This is a genomic window from Bacillota bacterium LX-D (assembly GCA_031628995.1).
GTDB lineage: Bacteria > Bacillota > DUOV01 > DUOV01 > Zhaonellaceae > JAVLUO01.
This window is the reverse complement of the sequence record JAVLUO010000001.1, coordinates 306,933-322,511: the sequence shown is the minus strand read 5'-3', so window position 1 is coordinate 322,511 and position 15,579 is coordinate 306,933. Positions and strand designations below refer to the sequence as shown.

Annotated in this window: 20 protein-coding genes; 15 read left to right on the top strand and 5 right to left on the bottom strand. The window is 38.0% G+C overall.

Features of this window, described 5'->3' with window-relative positions:
* Positions 1 to 4: 4 nt before the first annotated feature.
* Both RDV78_01710 and RDV78_01705 read right to left on the bottom strand, forming a co-directional pair.
* On the bottom strand, positions 5 to 625 hold the full coding sequence (locus RDV78_01710; protein MDS1029221.1) for a DUF47 family protein: 621 nt from the start codon (positions 623 to 625) through the stop codon (positions 5 to 7).
* A 12-nt stretch (positions 626 to 637) separates the two neighbouring features.
* Positions 638 to 1,675: an inorganic phosphate transporter gene (locus tag RDV78_01705; protein ID MDS1029220.1), complete on the bottom strand. Its 1,038-nt coding sequence runs from the start codon at positions 1,673 to 1,675 to the stop codon at positions 638 to 640.
* Positions 1,676 to 1,922: 247 nt separating this feature from the next.
* Between RDV78_01705 and RDV78_01700 the strand changes: the two genes are divergently transcribed.
* Positions 1,923 to 2,909 (top strand): sodium:calcium antiporter, encoded by a 987-nt coding sequence (locus tag RDV78_01700; protein ID MDS1029219.1) that lies wholly within the window; start codon positions 1,923 to 1,925, stop codon positions 2,907 to 2,909.
* On the opposite strand, the gene fetB is transcribed toward RDV78_01700, so the two are convergent.
* Both fetB and RDV78_01690 read right to left on the bottom strand, forming a co-directional pair.
* Complete coding sequence (gene fetB, locus RDV78_01695) at positions 2,902 to 3,654, bottom strand: iron export ABC transporter permease subunit FetB (protein ID MDS1029218.1); 753 nt, start codon at positions 3,652 to 3,654, stop codon at positions 2,902 to 2,904. The two genes, RDV78_01700 and fetB, sit on opposite strands and share 8 nt — an antisense overlap.
* Positions 3,654 to 4,301 carry an ATP-binding cassette domain-containing protein gene (locus tag RDV78_01690; GenBank protein ID MDS1029217.1) on the bottom strand — a complete coding sequence of 216 codons (648 nt, stop codon included), beginning with the start codon at positions 4,299 to 4,301 and terminating at the stop codon, positions 3,654 to 3,656. The genes fetB and RDV78_01690 overlap by 1 nt, the downstream gene beginning before the upstream one ends.
* Before the next feature lie 179 nt (positions 4,302 to 4,480).
* On the opposite strand from RDV78_01690, the gene RDV78_01685 reads away from it, so the two are divergent.
* From RDV78_01685 to rimI, 14 genes are all read left to right on the top strand, one after another.
* Positions 4,481 to 4,726, top strand: coding sequence for a DUF1540 domain-containing protein (locus tag RDV78_01685; protein MDS1029216.1), 246 nt, complete (start codon positions 4,481 to 4,483; stop codon positions 4,724 to 4,726).
* Positions 4,727 to 4,924: 198 nt separating this feature from the next.
* Positions 4,925 to 5,662, top strand: a complete 738-nt coding sequence (locus RDV78_01680; GenBank protein ID MDS1029215.1) for a phosphatase — start codon at positions 4,925 to 4,927, stop codon at positions 5,660 to 5,662.
* 135 nt (positions 5,663 to 5,797) lie between these two features.
* Entirely contained in the window at positions 5,798 to 6,166 is a 369-nt protein-coding gene (locus tag RDV78_01675) for a holo-ACP synthase (protein ID MDS1029214.1), read from the top strand.
* Between the two features lie 14 nt (positions 6,167 to 6,180).
* On the top strand, positions 6,181 to 7,782 hold the full coding sequence (locus tag RDV78_01670; GenBank protein ID MDS1029213.1) for an NAD(P)H-hydrate dehydratase: 1,602 nt from the start codon (positions 6,181 to 6,183) through the stop codon (positions 7,780 to 7,782).
* Positions 7,783 to 7,818: 36 nt separating this feature from the next.
* On the top strand, positions 7,819 to 8,931 hold the full coding sequence (gene alr, locus RDV78_01665; GenBank protein MDS1029212.1) for an alanine racemase: 1,113 nt from the start codon (positions 7,819 to 7,821) through the stop codon (positions 8,929 to 8,931).
* Between the two features lie 245 nt (positions 8,932 to 9,176).
* The gene (locus RDV78_01660; GenBank protein MDS1029211.1) at positions 9,177 to 9,452 is read left to right on the top strand and encodes a ribbon-helix-helix protein, CopG family; all 276 of its coding nucleotides are present in this window, start codon (positions 9,177 to 9,179) and stop codon (positions 9,450 to 9,452) included.
* 1 nt (position 9,453) lies between these two features.
* Positions 9,454 to 9,804, top strand: a complete 351-nt coding sequence (locus RDV78_01655) for a type II toxin-antitoxin system PemK/MazF family toxin (protein ID MDS1029210.1) — start codon at positions 9,454 to 9,456, stop codon at positions 9,802 to 9,804.
* 59 nt (positions 9,805 to 9,863) lie between these two features.
* Positions 9,864 to 10,565 carry a gamma-glutamyl-gamma-aminobutyrate hydrolase family protein gene (locus tag RDV78_01650; GenBank protein ID MDS1029209.1) on the top strand — a complete coding sequence of 234 codons (702 nt, stop codon included), beginning with the start codon at positions 9,864 to 9,866 and terminating at the stop codon, positions 10,563 to 10,565.
* 47 nt (positions 10,566 to 10,612) lie between these two features.
* A complete protein-coding gene (locus tag RDV78_01645; protein MDS1029208.1) occupies positions 10,613 to 11,446 on the top strand; it encodes a Nif3-like dinuclear metal center hexameric protein in 834 nt (277 codons plus the stop codon).
* A 14-nt stretch (positions 11,447 to 11,460) separates the two neighbouring features.
* A complete protein-coding gene (locus tag RDV78_01640; GenBank protein MDS1029207.1) occupies positions 11,461 to 12,609 on the top strand; it encodes an amidohydrolase in 1,149 nt (382 codons plus the stop codon).
* Between the two features lie 56 nt (positions 12,610 to 12,665).
* Positions 12,666 to 13,028: a response regulator gene (locus RDV78_01635; GenBank protein MDS1029206.1), complete on the top strand. Its 363-nt coding sequence runs from the start codon at positions 12,666 to 12,668 to the stop codon at positions 13,026 to 13,028.
* A gap of 169 nt (positions 13,029 to 13,197) precedes the next feature.
* Complete coding sequence (tsaE, locus tag RDV78_01630; GenBank protein MDS1029205.1) at positions 13,198 to 13,671, top strand: tRNA (adenosine(37)-N6)-threonylcarbamoyltransferase complex ATPase subunit type 1 TsaE; 474 nt, start codon at positions 13,198 to 13,200, stop codon at positions 13,669 to 13,671.
* The gene (gene tsaB, locus RDV78_01625; GenBank protein MDS1029204.1) at positions 13,659 to 14,384 is read left to right on the top strand and encodes a tRNA (adenosine(37)-N6)-threonylcarbamoyltransferase complex dimerization subunit type 1 TsaB; all 726 of its coding nucleotides are present in this window, start codon (positions 13,659 to 13,661) and stop codon (positions 14,382 to 14,384) included. The genes tsaE and tsaB overlap by 13 nt, the downstream gene beginning before the upstream one ends.
* The gene (gene rimI, locus RDV78_01620; protein ID MDS1029203.1) at positions 14,365 to 14,826 is read left to right on the top strand and encodes a ribosomal protein S18-alanine N-acetyltransferase; all 462 of its coding nucleotides are present in this window, start codon (positions 14,365 to 14,367) and stop codon (positions 14,824 to 14,826) included. Before tsaB ends, rimI begins: the two co-directional genes overlap by 20 nt.
* Positions 14,827 to 14,854: 28 nt before the next feature.
* Here rimI and RDV78_01615 read toward each other — a convergent pair whose 3' ends face one another.
* Positions 14,855 to 15,481, bottom strand: coding sequence for a stalk domain-containing protein (locus RDV78_01615; GenBank protein MDS1029202.1), 627 nt, complete (start codon positions 15,479 to 15,481; stop codon positions 14,855 to 14,857).
* Positions 15,482 to 15,579: the final 98 nt, after the last annotated feature.

The following is a 15,579-nucleotide window of genomic DNA, read 5'->3' as shown; positions in this document are numbered from 1 at the left end:
ATAACTAGGCTAATCCTACTACTATTTTGTGAAAAGTATCAGCTGTCATCCCTAAATACATGGCCGCATCTTTAATATGGTGATATATTTCCCTGTACTTTAAAGCATACATGGCATCTGTTGTTCCAAATAAATGAGCCATTCCTTTGCGGTAATAGTTGTTAATGTTTTCTTGTGCTTGTCTGATCTTTATAATTTTGCTTTGGGCACTTAAGGCATCCTTTTCCAGCATTTCAATAGCTTCAGCAAAAGCAGCGGTTCCTGCAGTTAATTCTGCAACCATTTTTATAATATTCTCATCTGGAGTTACAAGATAGGCGGTAATAGCTTGGCTGGTTGAGCTTGCATGTTCTAAAATGCGGTTCATTTGCACGGAAATAAAATAAATATCCTGTCGATCAAAAGGAGTAGTGAAAGCTTCAATTAGTTGTTTCTCCATAGCAAAACGGGTTTCATTAGCTTGACGTATCAATTGCTGTAGCTTTTCGTTATTTTCGTTATTTGGCTCTTTAACCCAGGCAAAGAGAGCGTTGATGCCCCAGGCTGTTGTCCTAGCCTGGCTGCTCAACATCTGAAAAAAATTGTATTTAGGGGGTATTAAATTTTCTAAAAAATTATGCCTCATGGTACAGCTCCTTTACAGTAGATTAATAAACCATAAAAGCGGGTAATAGCAAAGGGCGGCTACAAATGCTACCGATGGAATTGTAATGAACCAAGCTACCAGAATATCTTTGCCAATATTCCAGTTAACCATTTTATAACGGTCGGCAGTGCCTACGCCTAATACTGTTCCTACTACTACGTGAGTAGTTGAAACTGGGGCACCAAGAAAAGTAGCTAATACAATTGCACTTCCTGAGGCAATTTGCGAATTGAGGCTATGAATGGGACGTAAGTCATAAATGCCATAACCTAATGTTTTCATAATTGACCAGCCGCCAAATAAAGTTCCGGCAAACATAATTATGCCTCCTAACCACTTAACCCATTGGGGAACGACTTGTTCCTGCAAAAGTCCAACTGCCATTAGTGCTAAAGTTATAATCCCCATTATTTTTTGTGTATCATTGCCCCCATGGCTATAGGCTAAGAGCCCGGCCATAACCCATTGCAGTCTTTTCAACCAACTGTTGATAGTAATTTCGGCATTGCGCAAAGCGATGCTTAAGACTGTTTGTAAGATTAGGGCTAGCCCAAAACCGAGAAGAGGGGAGATAATTAAAGCTGCACAAACTTCCATAATTCCTGTCAGATGGCCGTTCAAAAGTTCATGAAATCCCCAAAGCACATTACCAGGGCCGCCGGAAACCCAAACAGCACCAATTAATCCACCTACTAAAGCATGGGTTGAACTGGAGGGAAGCCCGAAATGCCAAGTAATTAGGTTCCAGACAACGGCACCTGCCATTGCCGCCATTAACACAGGCAATAGGGAAGGCTCTAAGGGCAGGGTAACTATCTTAGCAATAGTATTTGCTACAGCATTACCTGTTAACAGGGCTCCAAGTAAACAAAAAAAAGAGGCAAGACCAATTGCTTGTAGTGGAGTTGCGGCTCCACAAGCAATCATTGTTGCCACAACAGAGCTGGCATCGTGTAGTCCATTGGTTAAAGCAAAGATGAGAGCAATAAAAACTACAATTATTACTATTATCATTATGTTGGAATTCATAAAAAAACTCCTTTTTTGCGGAATAAAGTAATCTAATTTTGAGTATGCCATACTTTTATTTTCTTTTAAAGAAGGATTTATTATAATTTACCTAACTTGACTTATAAGCCTATAAAATGTAGAATGGGCTTGTTTAAAATTTATCTTAAAAGTTTTTTCTTAGTATGAGCAGCGAGGCCTGCACCAAATGCGTACTGGTCTTGCTTTTTATTTTGGGTGTTGTGGAAATTAGAAGGGAGAACAGAAAATGGTTTTAAGTTTACTAATTGGGTTAGCCTTAATTTTAGTATCTGCTGAAGTTTTTACTAATGGTGTTGAATGGCTTGGACATAGATTAAACCTATCCCAAGGTGCTGTAGGGAGTATTTTAGCAGCTGTGGGGACGGCTTTGCCTGAAACAATGATTCCTGTCATTGCGATTATTTTTGGTACTGGAGAGGCGGCTAAGGAAATAGGCATAGGTGCGATATTAGGGGCTCCTTTTATGTTAGCTACTCTAGCATTTGCTATTACTGGTATGGCTGCTCTAGCTTTTAAAGTCAATGGAAGACCAAGAAAAACTATGTTAATTGAAAGTACCGTTATGCGCAGGGATTTAAAATTTTTCTTAACTCTTTATTCCATAGCTATTCTGGCAGCATTTTTGCCTTCAAGTCATAAACATTATATTGCTGCGTTACTTATACTTATTTATATTGTATACGTGATTATAACTGTTAGAAGCGGAGAATCATTAAGCGGCGAAGGTTTAAATCCCTTGTATTTTGCTAGAAGAAAGAGCAGTCCCGGTTTATCTGTCATTTTGCTTCAGGTGATAATAGCTTTAGGCGGAATTGTTTTTGGAGCCAATTTGTTTGTTCAGGGCATTGAAATGGCAGCAGTCCTATTTAATATTTCACCTTTTGTTTTAGCTATCTTTATTGCCCCAATAGCCACAGAACTACCAGAAAAGTTTAATAGCGTTATTTGGGTAAGACAGGGTAAAGATACCTTAGCTTTAGGCAATATAACTGGAGCAATGGTTTTCCAAAGTTCCATTATTCCGGCTTTAGGCATCCTGTTGACTCCGTGGGAGCTTTCTAATTTAGCTGTAATCAGTGCTGTTTTAGCTATAGTGGGCTCAAGTTTTATTTATTTTACACTTAAATATAAAAATGCTATTCGTCCAACTTCTTTAGTCCTCAATGGCTGTTTGTATATAATCTTCATTTTAGTTGTAAGTGCTATTAATTAGGAAGCAGCAATTGCTTTCTTGAAGTAAAAAATTTTCTGTAACTTAAATAGCAGACAGTGAAGGAAGCTACGGAAGTACAAGAAAGCATCATAAAGGTGACTAGTATTTGATATTTAATAGCTTCCAGGGGTGGAGTACCTGCCAAGATTAAACCCGTCATCATCCCTGGCAAAGACACAATACCTAAAGTGCGCATGGAGTCAATTGTTGGCTGCATGCCTGTTTTTATGCTGTCCTGAATTATATTTTGCGCTGAAAGGAAAGGTTCAGCTCCTAAGGAAAGTTTTGTTTCAATTTCCGTGTGCTTATTTTTAAAATCTGCACTTAGTTGCCGATAGCACAGCCCAATGGCAGCCATGGCGTTGCTAATGATCATGCCACTAATGGGGATAATTTCGTTGGGAATATAGTGAATGGAATCAGCTAAAAGCAATACAGCTAAAGTTATAAAAGCACCAATCCCAATGGAAATAAAAGAAATTCCAAAGGCACCTGAAATATCTTTACCTCTTTTGGCGGCATTTAAAGCTGCATTATAAAGCATAGTTAAAATAAAGAAGGTAGTAAAGTAAGGGCTTTTTAGTCCAAAAATAATATTTAAGATATAGCCCACAATCGCTAATTGTACAATTGCTCGGATAACTCCTACAATTATGTCCTTTTCAAGCTTTAACTTTTGACTATAAGAAAAAAGCAAGGATAAAGTTATCAGTAATGAAGCAATTAATAAAGATGAAAGCTGCATTATTCTCCCTCCCATAGGACACCATGCTCAATTTTGATTTTTCTTGTGTTTAGTCGTTCAGTTTGTTCCAGATTATGAGTTACCCAAAGAATTGTTACGCCTCTTTGATTTAAATCTTCAATTAACTTTTCTACGGCTAGAGTATTCTCTTCGTCTAAAGCCGAAGTCACTTCATCTAGTAGCAAAACTTCCGGCGTAAAAAGCAAGGAGCGGATTAAAGCTATTCTTTGTTTTTCCCCGCCTGAGATTTTCTCAGCTTCTTTTTCCAGTAAATCTGGAGATAGATTTAGCATGCCTAGTCTTTGTTCGATTAACTTTCTTTCTACCGGCTTTTTGCGAATTAAAAAAGGAAACGCCAAATTTTCTAAAACAGTTGTTTGAAACAAGTTAGGCATTTGGAAACATAAACTGATTTTTTGCCGTAGTAGAGTAGGTTCATAGTTGGTAATGTTTTGGCCTTTAAATAATATTTCTCCAGCAGTTGGTGAAATCAAATTATTAAGCAGACGCAGTACAGTACTTTTCCCACTGCCAGAGTGTCCTGTAATCGTAATAAATTCCCCGGACTTTATTTGTAAATTAATATTGGTTAAAATTTTCTTCCCCTTAAAAATATAATCTACGTTTCGTAACTCAATGCAATTCATCTCTAACCTTCCTTAGAAATATATTTACATTAATTATAAACATATTTTCAAGTATTAGCTTATTTAATATTATAAATATTTAAGTTTTTGTAATTAAGCAAGTTTCGTTTACTGGTATTTTTTATGCAGTATAAAAGAACCTCTCTGTCTGAAACCTATCCTCAGGAGGTGATAAAACAATGCAACATATACACTGCAGTATTAGCAATTGCCACTACTGGGAAGAAGGTAATAAATGCCAAGCACAAGAAATCTTAGTTACATCAGATTTAGTTGCTGACGCTATGCCCAGTAATTATGATGCCCATCAAGCAGGATTACAAATGGATTCAACTCCAGTTGATGATATTACTAAAACCTGCTGCAAAACATTTGTGGAAAAAGGTTCTAATGAAACTAAAGCGGATGATATTAAAAGGCAATAAAATAATTTTTCCAGGCGGCACTTATAAGGTGCCGCTTTTGTATTTCTAGGAGGTGTTGTGTAGGAGTATGGCTCATCGTTGCTGTTTTAGCAAATCTAGTACTGAATAAAATTAATCTCTCTTTAAATTGATTTTAATCTGAAATTAACAGTTATCAGTTATGATAAATATGAAATAAGAAAAAAGGAGGAAAAAGTAATGCATATTAAGGCCGATTTGCATACTCATACAATTGCTAGCGGTCATGCCTACAGTACAGTGCAGGAAATGGCACAGGCAGCAAGCTCTAAAGGTTTAGAGGCACTTGCAATTACAGACCATAGTTTAAATTTTCCCGGGGGGCCGCATCAGTATTACTTCGAAAACATATCAGCAATTCCGGGGAATTTAGCAGGTGTGGAAATTCTTAAGGGAGTTGAAGCAAATATAGTCAATACTGACGGAGAAATAGATATGCCGGACTATCTGCTGCGCAGTTTAGATTTAGTGGTTGCTGGCTTTCATGAAAAATGTGGTTATGAATCTTCTACCGTTGAAGAAAATACTACAGCTATGTTAAACGCTCTTAGCAAACCTTATGTCTATTTCATCAGTCACCCTGGCAATCCTAAATTCCCAGTAAATTTAGAGAAACTTGCTTTTACGGCTCATAAGTTAGGTAAAGCTATAGAAGTTAATAATAGTTCTTTTCTTCGGTCCAGACCAGGCAGTGTTTCTAGATGCAAGCAGCTGCTAGAATATGCCAAAAAATATCAAACCTTGCTTGTAATAAATAGCGATGCTCATATTTTTACAGCAGTAGGAGAAGTAAATGCTGCTATAGAGGCTGTTGAGCAGGCAGGAATTACTTCGGAACAGGTTTTAAATGCTAGTGTTGAACGTTTGCACAATTATTTAAATAAACATAAAAACCGACTAATTAGTATCTTAGCATAAAAATATATAAATTCTTTAATTTAAGGCGAAAGGCCTTTTTTTGTTTTTCAGGCATTTTATGGTCACCTTGAACTCATTATAGGTTAAAATAGTAAAGTAGCTATAAATTGAATAAATGATAGTAAGAGGATGAAAATGATTAAAGGAATTGGCACTGATATTATAGAAATCAATCGTTTGCATGCTGCTTTTCAACGTCGACCCGCTCTGGAAAAAAGGTTGTTCACTGCAGAGGAAATACTGTACTGCCGGGAAAAGCATAACCCCTATCCTTCTTTTGCTGTACGTTTTGCAGCTAAGGAAGCAGTGTTAAAAGCATTGGGTACTGGTTTGCGCAAGTGTTCTTGGCAGGAAATTAACATAGAGGTTAATAGCATGGGAGCTCCTCAAGTTAAGTTGACGGGCCAAGCTGCAATAATTGCATCCCAAAGGGGAATTGAGCAGTGGCATCTTAGTTTGGCCCATAGTGCCGACTATGCTATAGCATACGTAGCAGGGGAGTAAGGGAGGTAAAAATATTGAAAATTGCTACAGGAAGTGAAATGCGTAATTTAGACCAACAGGCCATAGAAACTTTTAAAGTCCCTGGTATTGTATTAATGGAAAACGCTGGCCTTTGTGTTTTCCAGGCCATTCAGAAATATTTAAATAATAAATTGGTTGGCAAAAGGATTTTAATTTTTGCCGGCAAAGGCAATAACGGAGGCGATGGTTTAGTTATTGCCAGACATTTAATTAATGCTGGTGCTGAAGTTAAAGTTTTTTTAACTTGTAGGGCTGATGATTTTAGTGGAGATGCTAAGATAAACTGTGAAATTTTAAAACGAATGCAAGTTAAGCTCCATACTATTTTAAATGAAAAAGATTTACAAAAAGTAGACTTATCCCTTGTTTATGCAGACTTAATTATCGATGCTTTATTTGGAACTGGTTTTCAAGGAACTATTAAAGGCATAGTGGCTGGATTAATAAATCTATTAAATAGTAGTGGAAAACCTGGAATTGCCGTAGATGTACCTTCGGGGGTTGAGGTAGATACAGGAAATGTACAGGGACCTTGCTTTAAAGCAAAGATGACAGTCACCTTCGGGCTGCCTAAGATAGGCTTATATTTGGATCCTGCTGCCTCCTTTGTAGGAGAACTTTGGCTAGGGGACATTTCATTTCCTAAAATTCTTGTGGACAAAGTTCCAATTAACCGATATGTGATAACTCGTGAATTAATAGTTAAATTACTGCCAAAGCGAGAGCCTTCAGGCCATAAGGGTACTTTCGGCCATGTGCTAGTAATTGGAGCTTCTGAAGGCATGACGGGTGCAGTTGCTTTATCCGGTAATGCTGCACTTCGGACTGGATGTGGAAAAGCTACTATTGCTTTTCCTCGTTCACTTAATCACATTATGGAAGTAAAAACTACGGAGGTTATGACTAAACCACTGCCAGAAACAGATGCTAAATCTCTTTCCCTAGAGGCTCTTCCGGAGTTACTAAACATAAGTGAGCAAGTTGATTCTATTGTTTTAGGGCCGGGTATTTCGAGACACGACAGTACTCTAAGCCTTGTGAGAGATTTCTTAACGAAGGCAGTTAAACCGATAGTGATTGATGCTGACGCTCTTTGGGCTATAAATAACCAAGAGGAACTAGTATCTAAAGTGAGGGTACCTATTGTATTAACACCTCATCCAGGGGAGATGGCTCATCTATTAGGAAAAAGCATTGAGGGAATACAGAAGGCTAGGCCAAACATTGCTTTAGAATGTGCCCAAAAATACAACGCAGTTGTTGTGTTAAAAGGGGCTAAAACAATTATTGCATCTCCAAAAGGAATACTCTACGTTAATGTGACTGGAAATGCGGGAATGGGTACAGCAGGCAGCGGAGATGTTTTAGCTGGCATGATTGGAAGTTTCCTTGCTCAAGGAATGGAACCACTGGAAGCAAGTGTTTGCGCTGTGTATTTACATGGTTTATCCGGCGATTTTGGAGCTGAAGCGTTTGGGCAGAGAGCCTTGACAGCTGGAGATTTATTGACTTATCTTCCTATGGCTTTAAAAGAAATGGAAACAGCAACAGTAGATAATGAAACGAGTTTACCTAAATTGAGGAGAATCCTTTAATAAATTAGGATTACATGAAATATTGGGGGTCATGTTATGAGAAAGGTTTGGGCAGAAATAGATCTAAGCGCAGTTGCTCATAATCTGCAGCAGATTAAAAGTAATATTCCAATAAATACTAAAGTTATGGCTATTGTTAAAGCTAATGCCTATGGACATGGAGCTGTCCAAGTAGCTGAAGTATTGCAAAATCAGGTTAATTATTTTGGGGTAGCCGTTTTGGCAGAGGCTTTAGAATTACGCCGCAATAATATAGATAAGCCTATTCTAATCTTAGGCTATACTAGTACAGAAGATTACCCTGCTTTGATTAAAGCAGAAGTTACCCAAACAGTTTTTAGTTATGAGCAAGCAAAAAATTTAAGTCAAGCTGCCCTAGCTCTCAATAAGCAGGTAAAAATACATATAAAAATAGATACAGGTATGGGGCGAATTGGTTTTCCTATTAGCCAGGAAACCATTAAAACAGCATTAAAAATTGCTAAGCTGCCTAATCTAATCATCGAAGGAATCTTCACCCATTTAGCCAATGCTGATGCAGAGGATAAGACCTATAGCTACCAACAGTTGGATAAATTTACCTGGGTTTGTGACAATTTACAGCGTTCTGGCTTGGAAATTCCCCTTAAACATGCGGCCAACAGTGGAACCATTGTTGATTTACCGGAAGCTCACTTTGATTTAGTTAGACCGGGCATTATACTGTATGGTCTTTATCCGTCGGATCAAGTAAGGAAGGATAAAATTAAGCTGCAGCCTGCTATGGCCTTAAAAGCAAAGATTGTCTATTTAAAACAGGTTGCCAAAGGCAGCAGCATTAGCTATGGTTGTACCTATACAACGGATAAGGCTGCAGCAATTGCTACCATACCTATTGGCTACGCAGATGGCTATACCAGGCTTCTATCTAATCGTGGAGTAGCCTTAGTTAAAGGCAGAAGAGTTCCTGTTGTGGGCAGAGTATGCATGGATCAATTAATGCTAGATGTTTCTGACATACCCGGAGTTGCTGAAGGTGATGAAGTAGTATTGCTAGGTAAACAAGGGGAGGAAGTTATTTCAGCAGAGGAATTGGCGAAGCTAATTGGAACTATCAATTATGAATTAGTATGTATGATTAGGCAGCGTGTACCTCGTAAATACATTTAAACTTGCTTTTTTAGATTGGAATAGCTATAATAAAGTATATCTTGTGTCCATATTGTTTAGCAATATTTGCTGAAGGCTATTTTGGTATTTAAAGTTAGTATTGAGCTATGCTATACAATATTAAGTTTTCTTTATAAAATAATTTTTTTTTAAAATATAAATTAGTTTTATGAATTTTGGTATTGATTAACTATTAATCTCATAGAATAACCTTTGAGGTAAGGTTTCTTCAGGAGGTGCTGTCCTTGTCAGGTGTTAAAAGAATTATGATTAGTATACCGGAAAGTTTATTAGAAGAAGTAGACGGGTTAGCTTCAATGGAGAAACGCAACCGTAGTGAATTTATTCGTGAAGCCATGCGGCTTTATATTTCAGAACGGAAGCGTCGTACTATCAGAGAACAAATGAAAAAGGGTTACCAAGAGATGGCACAAATAAATTTAGCTTTAGCGAAAGAAAGTTATGAAATTGAAAATGAAGTACAGGCTTACTATGATGAAAAATTAGCGGAGTGTAAATAGTATGCATGTACGACGTGGAGACATATTTTTTGCCCAATTAAATCCGGTTATAGGTTCTGAACAAGGTGGGGTACGTCCTGTGCTAATTATTCAAAATGATATTGGTAACCAATACAGTCCTACAACTATTGTTGTAGCTATTACTTCACAAATTTTTAAATCTAAGCTGCCGACCCATGTGGAAATTAGCGCAGAAAAAAGCGGTTTGGAAAAAGATTCAGTTATTTTAACTGAGCAGGTCAGAACCATTGATAAAAGCAGGCTAAAGCAAAAGGTCACTTTCTTAGATGATGAAATAATGGAAAAAGTAAATAAAGCTCTTGAAGTAAGTTTAGGATTAACAGAAATCTAATCGACGGCGCCTGGAAGTTTAAAGGCGTTTTTTTATTTCCTTTTTAAGGGGGGGCTAATATGCTGCCGCTTATTGGCATTACCTGCAGTACGGAGCTGGATCGTTTCACAGTAACCCAATACTATAGCCAAGGTGTAGAAAAGGCAGGAGGCTTGCCCATATTGCTTCCTGTTACAGAAAAAACACATAGGATCAGTTTCTATGCTGACCTACTTCAGGGATTGATTCTAACGGGAGGGGGAGATGTAGACCCTGTGTACATGGGTCAGGAACCGGAGCCCGGTATGGGTCAAATTACGCCGGAAAGAGATAACTTTGAGCTACTTTTAACTAAATATTTTCTAGATCAGGGTAAACCAATTTTGGCCATTTGCCGGGGAATGCAAGTATTAAATATTATTGGGGGAGGAACCATTTGGCAAGACCTTAATAGCCAATGCCCAAAGTCTTTAAAACATAGTCAAGAAGCCCCTAAATGGTATCCAACTCATGAAATTCATATTTTAGCCCATACAAAATTGTCTAGTATTTTTACGGGATTAGCCAAGACTCGGGTAAATAGTTTTCATCATCAAGCTGTACAGAATTTAGGAGAAGAATTTATGGTTAGTGCACTGGCACAAGATGGTATAATAGAAGCTATAGAGTCTAAGACAGCTAATTTTCAGATGGGAGTTCAGTGGCATCCGGAATGTATGTGGGAAAAAAATCCTTTGCAGTTAGAATTGTTTAAAGCACTTATTCTGGCCTGTCAAGGTTAGATACATAATAAGATTAATCAAAATCTAGTAAGGAGGAGAAAATCAATATGAATGCACAGGAAATTTTAAACATTGCCCTTAGAGCCAGCGGGTTAACAGAAGTGCCTGAGGATTCGGGAGTAATTGTGGACGGAGATAATATTAAGAGGGTTCTTTTTGGAGTGGATGTGGAAGGAACGGAAATGCTCATTGCCAAAGAGTTAGGTTATGATGCCGTTATTACCCATCATCCCAAGGGTGGGGAACCTATGGTTAACCTATATAAAGTCATGAACAATCAAATTGACCGAATGGTTAAAGCGGGAGTACCTATTAATAAAGCACAAAAGGCCCTGGAAGAGCGGATGGGTGAAGTGGATAGGGGTCACCACGTAGGCAACTATGATCGAGCAGTTTCGGCAGCAAAATTATTAAAAATGCCTTTTATCGGAATCCATACGCCGGCTGATATACTGGCTGAAAAAACAGTCCAGGATTTTTTAGATAAAAAATTTAGTACTAACCAGAAAACTAAATTAAAAGATATCATCAATGCCCTAAATGAAATTCCTGAGTACAAGTTAACCCTAGCTAAACCAAAAATTAGGGTAGGCTCTGAAGAAAGTTATGCAGGTAAAATCTTTGTTACCATGGCTGGCGGGACAGGTGGAGGAAAAAATGTAGCTAAAGCTTATTTTGAAGCGGGAATAGGGACTTTGGTAGTTATGCATATGCCTGAGGATGTCCTTAGGGCTGTAAGGGAACAAAACATTGGCAATGTTATTGTGGCAGGGCATATGGCTAGCGATTCAATTGGGATTAATAAAGTTATTGAGGCGTTAGAAAGAAAGGGTCTAAGCGTAACAAGAATGAGCGGTGTTGTAGATCCTAAACAAGCTTAAGTGAGGTTTTAATTATGCTTGCTTTAATTAACGGCTGTATATATACAATGGCAGGGCCCATATATAAGGAAGGGCGTATTTTAATAAAGAATAAGGAAATATTGGCAGTTGGAGGACGGGAAATTGGAATTCCAGCAGAAGCAAAGGTTGTAGATGTAGCTGGGAAAAATATTTATCCTGGGTTAATAGATGCCCATTGTCACGTTGGAATTATTGAAGAGATATACCAGTACGAAGGCGACGACGCTAACGAAGAAAGCGAACCAATTACTCCTCATTTACGAGCCATTGACGGTATTAATCCAATGGATATAGGTTTCCAAGATGCTTTAAAAGCCGGGGTTACAACGGTGTGCTGCTTGCCGGGAAGCGCTAATATAATTGGAGGTCTAGGTGCTGTCCTACATACTTGTGGTTCTTCAGTTGAACAAATGCTGGTTAGAAACCCTGCCGGACTGAAAGTTGCTTTCGGAGAAAACCCTAAAAGAAATTATGGGGAACAAAAAAAGATGCCTGTAACTAGAATGGCTAATGCTGCTTTATTAAGGGAAAATTTAGTTGCTGCTGAGAATTATTTGAAAAAAGGAGTAAACGCAGATAGAAATTTAAAATTAGAGGCTTTAGGCTTAGTTCTTGAGGGAAAAATCCCCATACGTGCCCATGCCCATCGGGCTGACGATATTCTAACAGCTATTAGAATTGCTGAAGAATTTGGAGTGCAGATAGTTGTTGAACATTGTACGGAAGGCCACCTTATTGCCGATATGTTAGCTAAAAAAAATGTACCCCTTGTGGTAGGCCCTGTATTAATAAATAGGGCTAAGGTTGAATTGAAAGAACGTACTTTAGAAACAGCGGGGATTTTGGCTCAAAAGGGTTTAACAGTTGCTTTAATGACAGACCACCCTGTAGTTCCCATTGAGTATTTATCTTTATCTGCGGCATTGGCGGCTAAAGCTGGGTTATCGACTACAGGAGCTCTTGAGGCTATTACTATTAAGGCTGCGCAAATTCTCGGTTTGGAAAAACAGCTGGGAAGTATTGAGCCAGGGAAAAATGCTGATTTAATTGTAACCGAAGGCTCCATTTTAGATCTAAATGTTAAAGTAGAATTTGTCCTAATTGCTGGAAAACAAGTTTACAGCATTTACAATTTGTGCTAGAATTGTACATGGTTTGAGATTTTTTGACTATAAAAGTTCCGTTGGGGAGGGTTATCATGGCTCAGCACCATATTTTGGTTGTTGATGACCAGAAAGGGGTACGACAGCTTTTGAAATTATTTTTGCAAGAAGAAGGTTATGTAATAACCACTGCTAGTAATGGTAGGGAAGCTGTAGAAATAACGCAACAAGAAAAACCCGATTTGGTTATTATGGATGTTAAAATGCCCGTAATGGATGGGGACGAAGCTCTTGCCAATATTCGGGAAATAAATCCTAATTTACCTGTAATTATGATGACAGCTTACACTGATGCTCAAAAGATGAAAGAGCTATTTAAATTAGGCGCTGTGGAATGCTTCTTTAAACCAATTGATTTAGAGCATTTGTTAGCAAAAGCGGGAGAAATATTAAATTAAGTTTAAATTTGTTTATAAGCTCTTTTCGAGAGCTTTTTTATTTGACAATTTACGATGATTATTATAATTATAGGCAAAGTTTATTAAAGGGATAAAGGAGTTATATTATAAAAGCGAATAATATTTAAACGATGTTTACTAGTTTTTGTTTATTTAGGAAGTGAGAGATATGTTAGCAATACGGGCACAAAGTGCTAAGGATACTAAAGAGATAGGCTCTAAACTAAGCGGATTACTACAGCCGGGAGACTGTTTGCGTTTAGAAGGAGGGTTAGGAGCGGGTAAAACAACATTTACCCAAGGGGTATGTGCTGGATTAGGTGTTACGAGTCAGGTAACCAGCCCTACTTTCACAATTTTACATCAGTACCAGGGTAAAATACCCGTGTATCATATAGATGCATACCGAATCGAAAGTAGTGGGGAACTTAATGAACTAGGCTTAGAGGAATTTATTGAAGGTGATGGAGTATGCCTAATTGAATGGGCTGAAAAAGTCAGCTCCTTATTGCCAAATGCTTATTTGCAGGTAGAACTTCTGCCTGGGGAAAAAGAAGATGAAAGACTAATCAAATTTACACCAATAAATTCAGAACGCTTCAGGGTACTAGTAGGGGAGTTGAAGGCTAAGTGCGAGTGTTAGGACTTGATAGTGCCACTAATGTGGGCAGCGTTGCTTTGGTTGAGGAAGGACGATTATTAGCGGAAGTTACTTTTAATATTAAAAAAAATCATTCAGAACGCTTAATGCCTATGCTTGCTTGGATGTTAGAGGAAGCTCAGCTTAGCCTGAAAGATCTAGATGGATTTGCTGTAGCGGCAGGGCCGGGTTCTTTTACAGGTTTGAGGATTGGTTTGGCGACGATGAAGGCATTAGCATACGTTGAACAAAAGCCTCTTTTGGCAATCTCAACTTTAGATGGTTTAGCAGCTAATTTAGGAAATCAGGAAGGTTTAATTTGCCCTATTTTAAACGCCGGAAAGAATGAAGTATATACGGCTCTTTATCGTTGGGAAAGTGACGATTTACAGCGCATTAGTGAATATTTAGCGATTTCGCCTGAAGGGCTGCTGTCCATACTGCAGAAGAAGCAGGAACAAGTCACTTTTTTAGGGGATGGCGTTCCTATTTATGGTAATTTTTTGCAGGAGAAATACCCACAAGCTAGGTTTACTGCTGCAACTAATTCCTTATGCCGTGCTAGTCAAATTGCCGATTTAGGCTTAAAAAAACTACAAGCTGGGGAAATAGCAGACACTTTTACTTTGGAACCAATTTATATTAGAGCTTCGGAAGCAGAAGTTAACTGGAAAAAGAAAAATCCTCAGCCGGATGGTGGCTCTGTTGGAATTTGAAATTGTACCTATGAAAGAGCAGCATATTCCCGGTGTTTTAGAAACAGAGCAGGTTTCCTTTCCTACTCCTTGGTCAGAAGCCTCCTTTCTAGGTGAATTGAGGGATAATGACTTAGCTTATTACTATGTATGTACCTATCAAGGAAGAGTAGTAGGCTACTCGGGAATGTGGATTATCTTTGATGAAGCACATATTACGAATATTGCAGTACACTCTGATTTTCGCGGTCAAAAAATTGGGAGAGCACTATTGACTAACTTGTTTACGGAGGCTATGCGGTTAGGCGCTGAGCGGATTACTTTAGAAGTGCGCATCTCCAATACTATAGCACGAAAGCTATACCAAAGTATGGGCTTTGCTCCTGTGGGCATCCGAAAAGGGTATTATTCCGATACAAAGGAAGATGCGCTGATTATGTGGAAGGATTTATTTAACCTGTAAAAGCCTCAGCTTATGCTGAGGCTTTTTCTTAGGGTATCCAACGTCCAATGGGAGTTTTAGATTTTTGAAAGCCATTTACAAAGTAGTAAATACATTGAATTTCTCCTTTGTGGGGAAAGCTATAGGAATAGACCCTTTTGTAATCTTTAGTATCCTGTTCAGCAGAAAATGAGTAGTCAGTTAGTTTAGTTATTTTTCCATTAATTTGAATAGCAAAAGAGGGAAGTTCGCCAAAGTTGCCGACTATCCCAGTTGTTTCTTCGCAGTAGATAATTTTGTCGTAGTCAACTCCCTTTTTCTGTTCGTGAACAAGTGCTAAAACACTATATTTAAGGTCATTGATTTCTAGCTTTTCACCTACTCTTAAGATGCGCATTTTACTGAGCTCATCTTTACTAAAGGTTAACACATTACCCGAAGTTGCTGCAGCATCTTTAGAGGTAATATTGATAGTACCATTTATATATGTAACTTTGGCCCCTAAATTTTCTGATACGTAGCGAACAGGCACGTAAGCGGAGCCATTAATCATGACTGCGTTTATGGAAGATGCTTTACCATTGAAAAATAATTTAAGAGGCGTACTTGCTGTAACAGGTAAACAAAGAGAAGAAATCACAAGTGCAGCTGTAGTTCCAAAAAGAAATTTTTTCATTAATATCCTCCTAAAGTATCTTTTTCTTTAATTTAACTATATTGCCGAAGAAAAGTAAAGCTGGATTTTTAATATTTTAATCAATATAAAACTTGACA

Coding starts and splice junctions, on each gene's coding strand:
- RDV78_01710 (MDS1029221.1), bottom strand. CDS start 625: ATGAGGCATAATTTTTTAGAAAATTTAATACCCCCTAAATACAATTTT.
- RDV78_01705 (MDS1029220.1), bottom strand. CDS start 1,675: ATGAATTCCAACATAATGATAATAGTAATAATTGTAGTTTTTATTGCT.
- RDV78_01700 (MDS1029219.1), top strand. CDS start 1,923: ATGGTTTTAAGTTTACTAATTGGGTTAGCCTTAATTTTAGTATCTGCT.
- fetB (MDS1029218.1), bottom strand. CDS start 3,654: ATGCAGCTTTCATCTTTATTAATTGCTTCATTACTGATAACTTTATCC.
- RDV78_01690 (MDS1029217.1), bottom strand. CDS start 4,301: ATGAATTGCATTGAGTTACGAAACGTAGATTATATTTTTAAGGGGAAG.
- RDV78_01685 (MDS1029216.1), top strand. CDS start 4,481: ATGCAACATATACACTGCAGTATTAGCAATTGCCACTACTGGGAAGAA.
- RDV78_01680 (MDS1029215.1), top strand. CDS start 4,925: ATGCATATTAAGGCCGATTTGCATACTCATACAATTGCTAGCGGTCAT.
- RDV78_01675 (MDS1029214.1), top strand. CDS start 5,798: ATGATTAAAGGAATTGGCACTGATATTATAGAAATCAATCGTTTGCAT.
- alr (MDS1029212.1), top strand. CDS start 7,819: ATGAGAAAGGTTTGGGCAGAAATAGATCTAAGCGCAGTTGCTCATAAT.
- RDV78_01655 (MDS1029210.1), top strand. CDS start 9,454: ATGCATGTACGACGTGGAGACATATTTTTTGCCCAATTAAATCCGGTT.
- RDV78_01650 (MDS1029209.1), top strand. CDS start 9,864: ATGCTGCCGCTTATTGGCATTACCTGCAGTACGGAGCTGGATCGTTTC.
- RDV78_01645 (MDS1029208.1), top strand. CDS start 10,613: ATGAATGCACAGGAAATTTTAAACATTGCCCTTAGAGCCAGCGGGTTA.
- RDV78_01640 (MDS1029207.1), top strand. CDS start 11,461: ATGCTTGCTTTAATTAACGGCTGTATATATACAATGGCAGGGCCCATA.
- RDV78_01635 (MDS1029206.1), top strand. CDS start 12,666: ATGGCTCAGCACCATATTTTGGTTGTTGATGACCAGAAAGGGGTACGA.
- tsaE (MDS1029205.1), top strand. CDS start 13,198: ATGTTAGCAATACGGGCACAAAGTGCTAAGGATACTAAAGAGATAGGC.
- RDV78_01615 (MDS1029202.1), bottom strand. CDS start 15,481: ATGAAAAAATTTCTTTTTGGAACTACAGCTGCACTTGTGATTTCTTCT.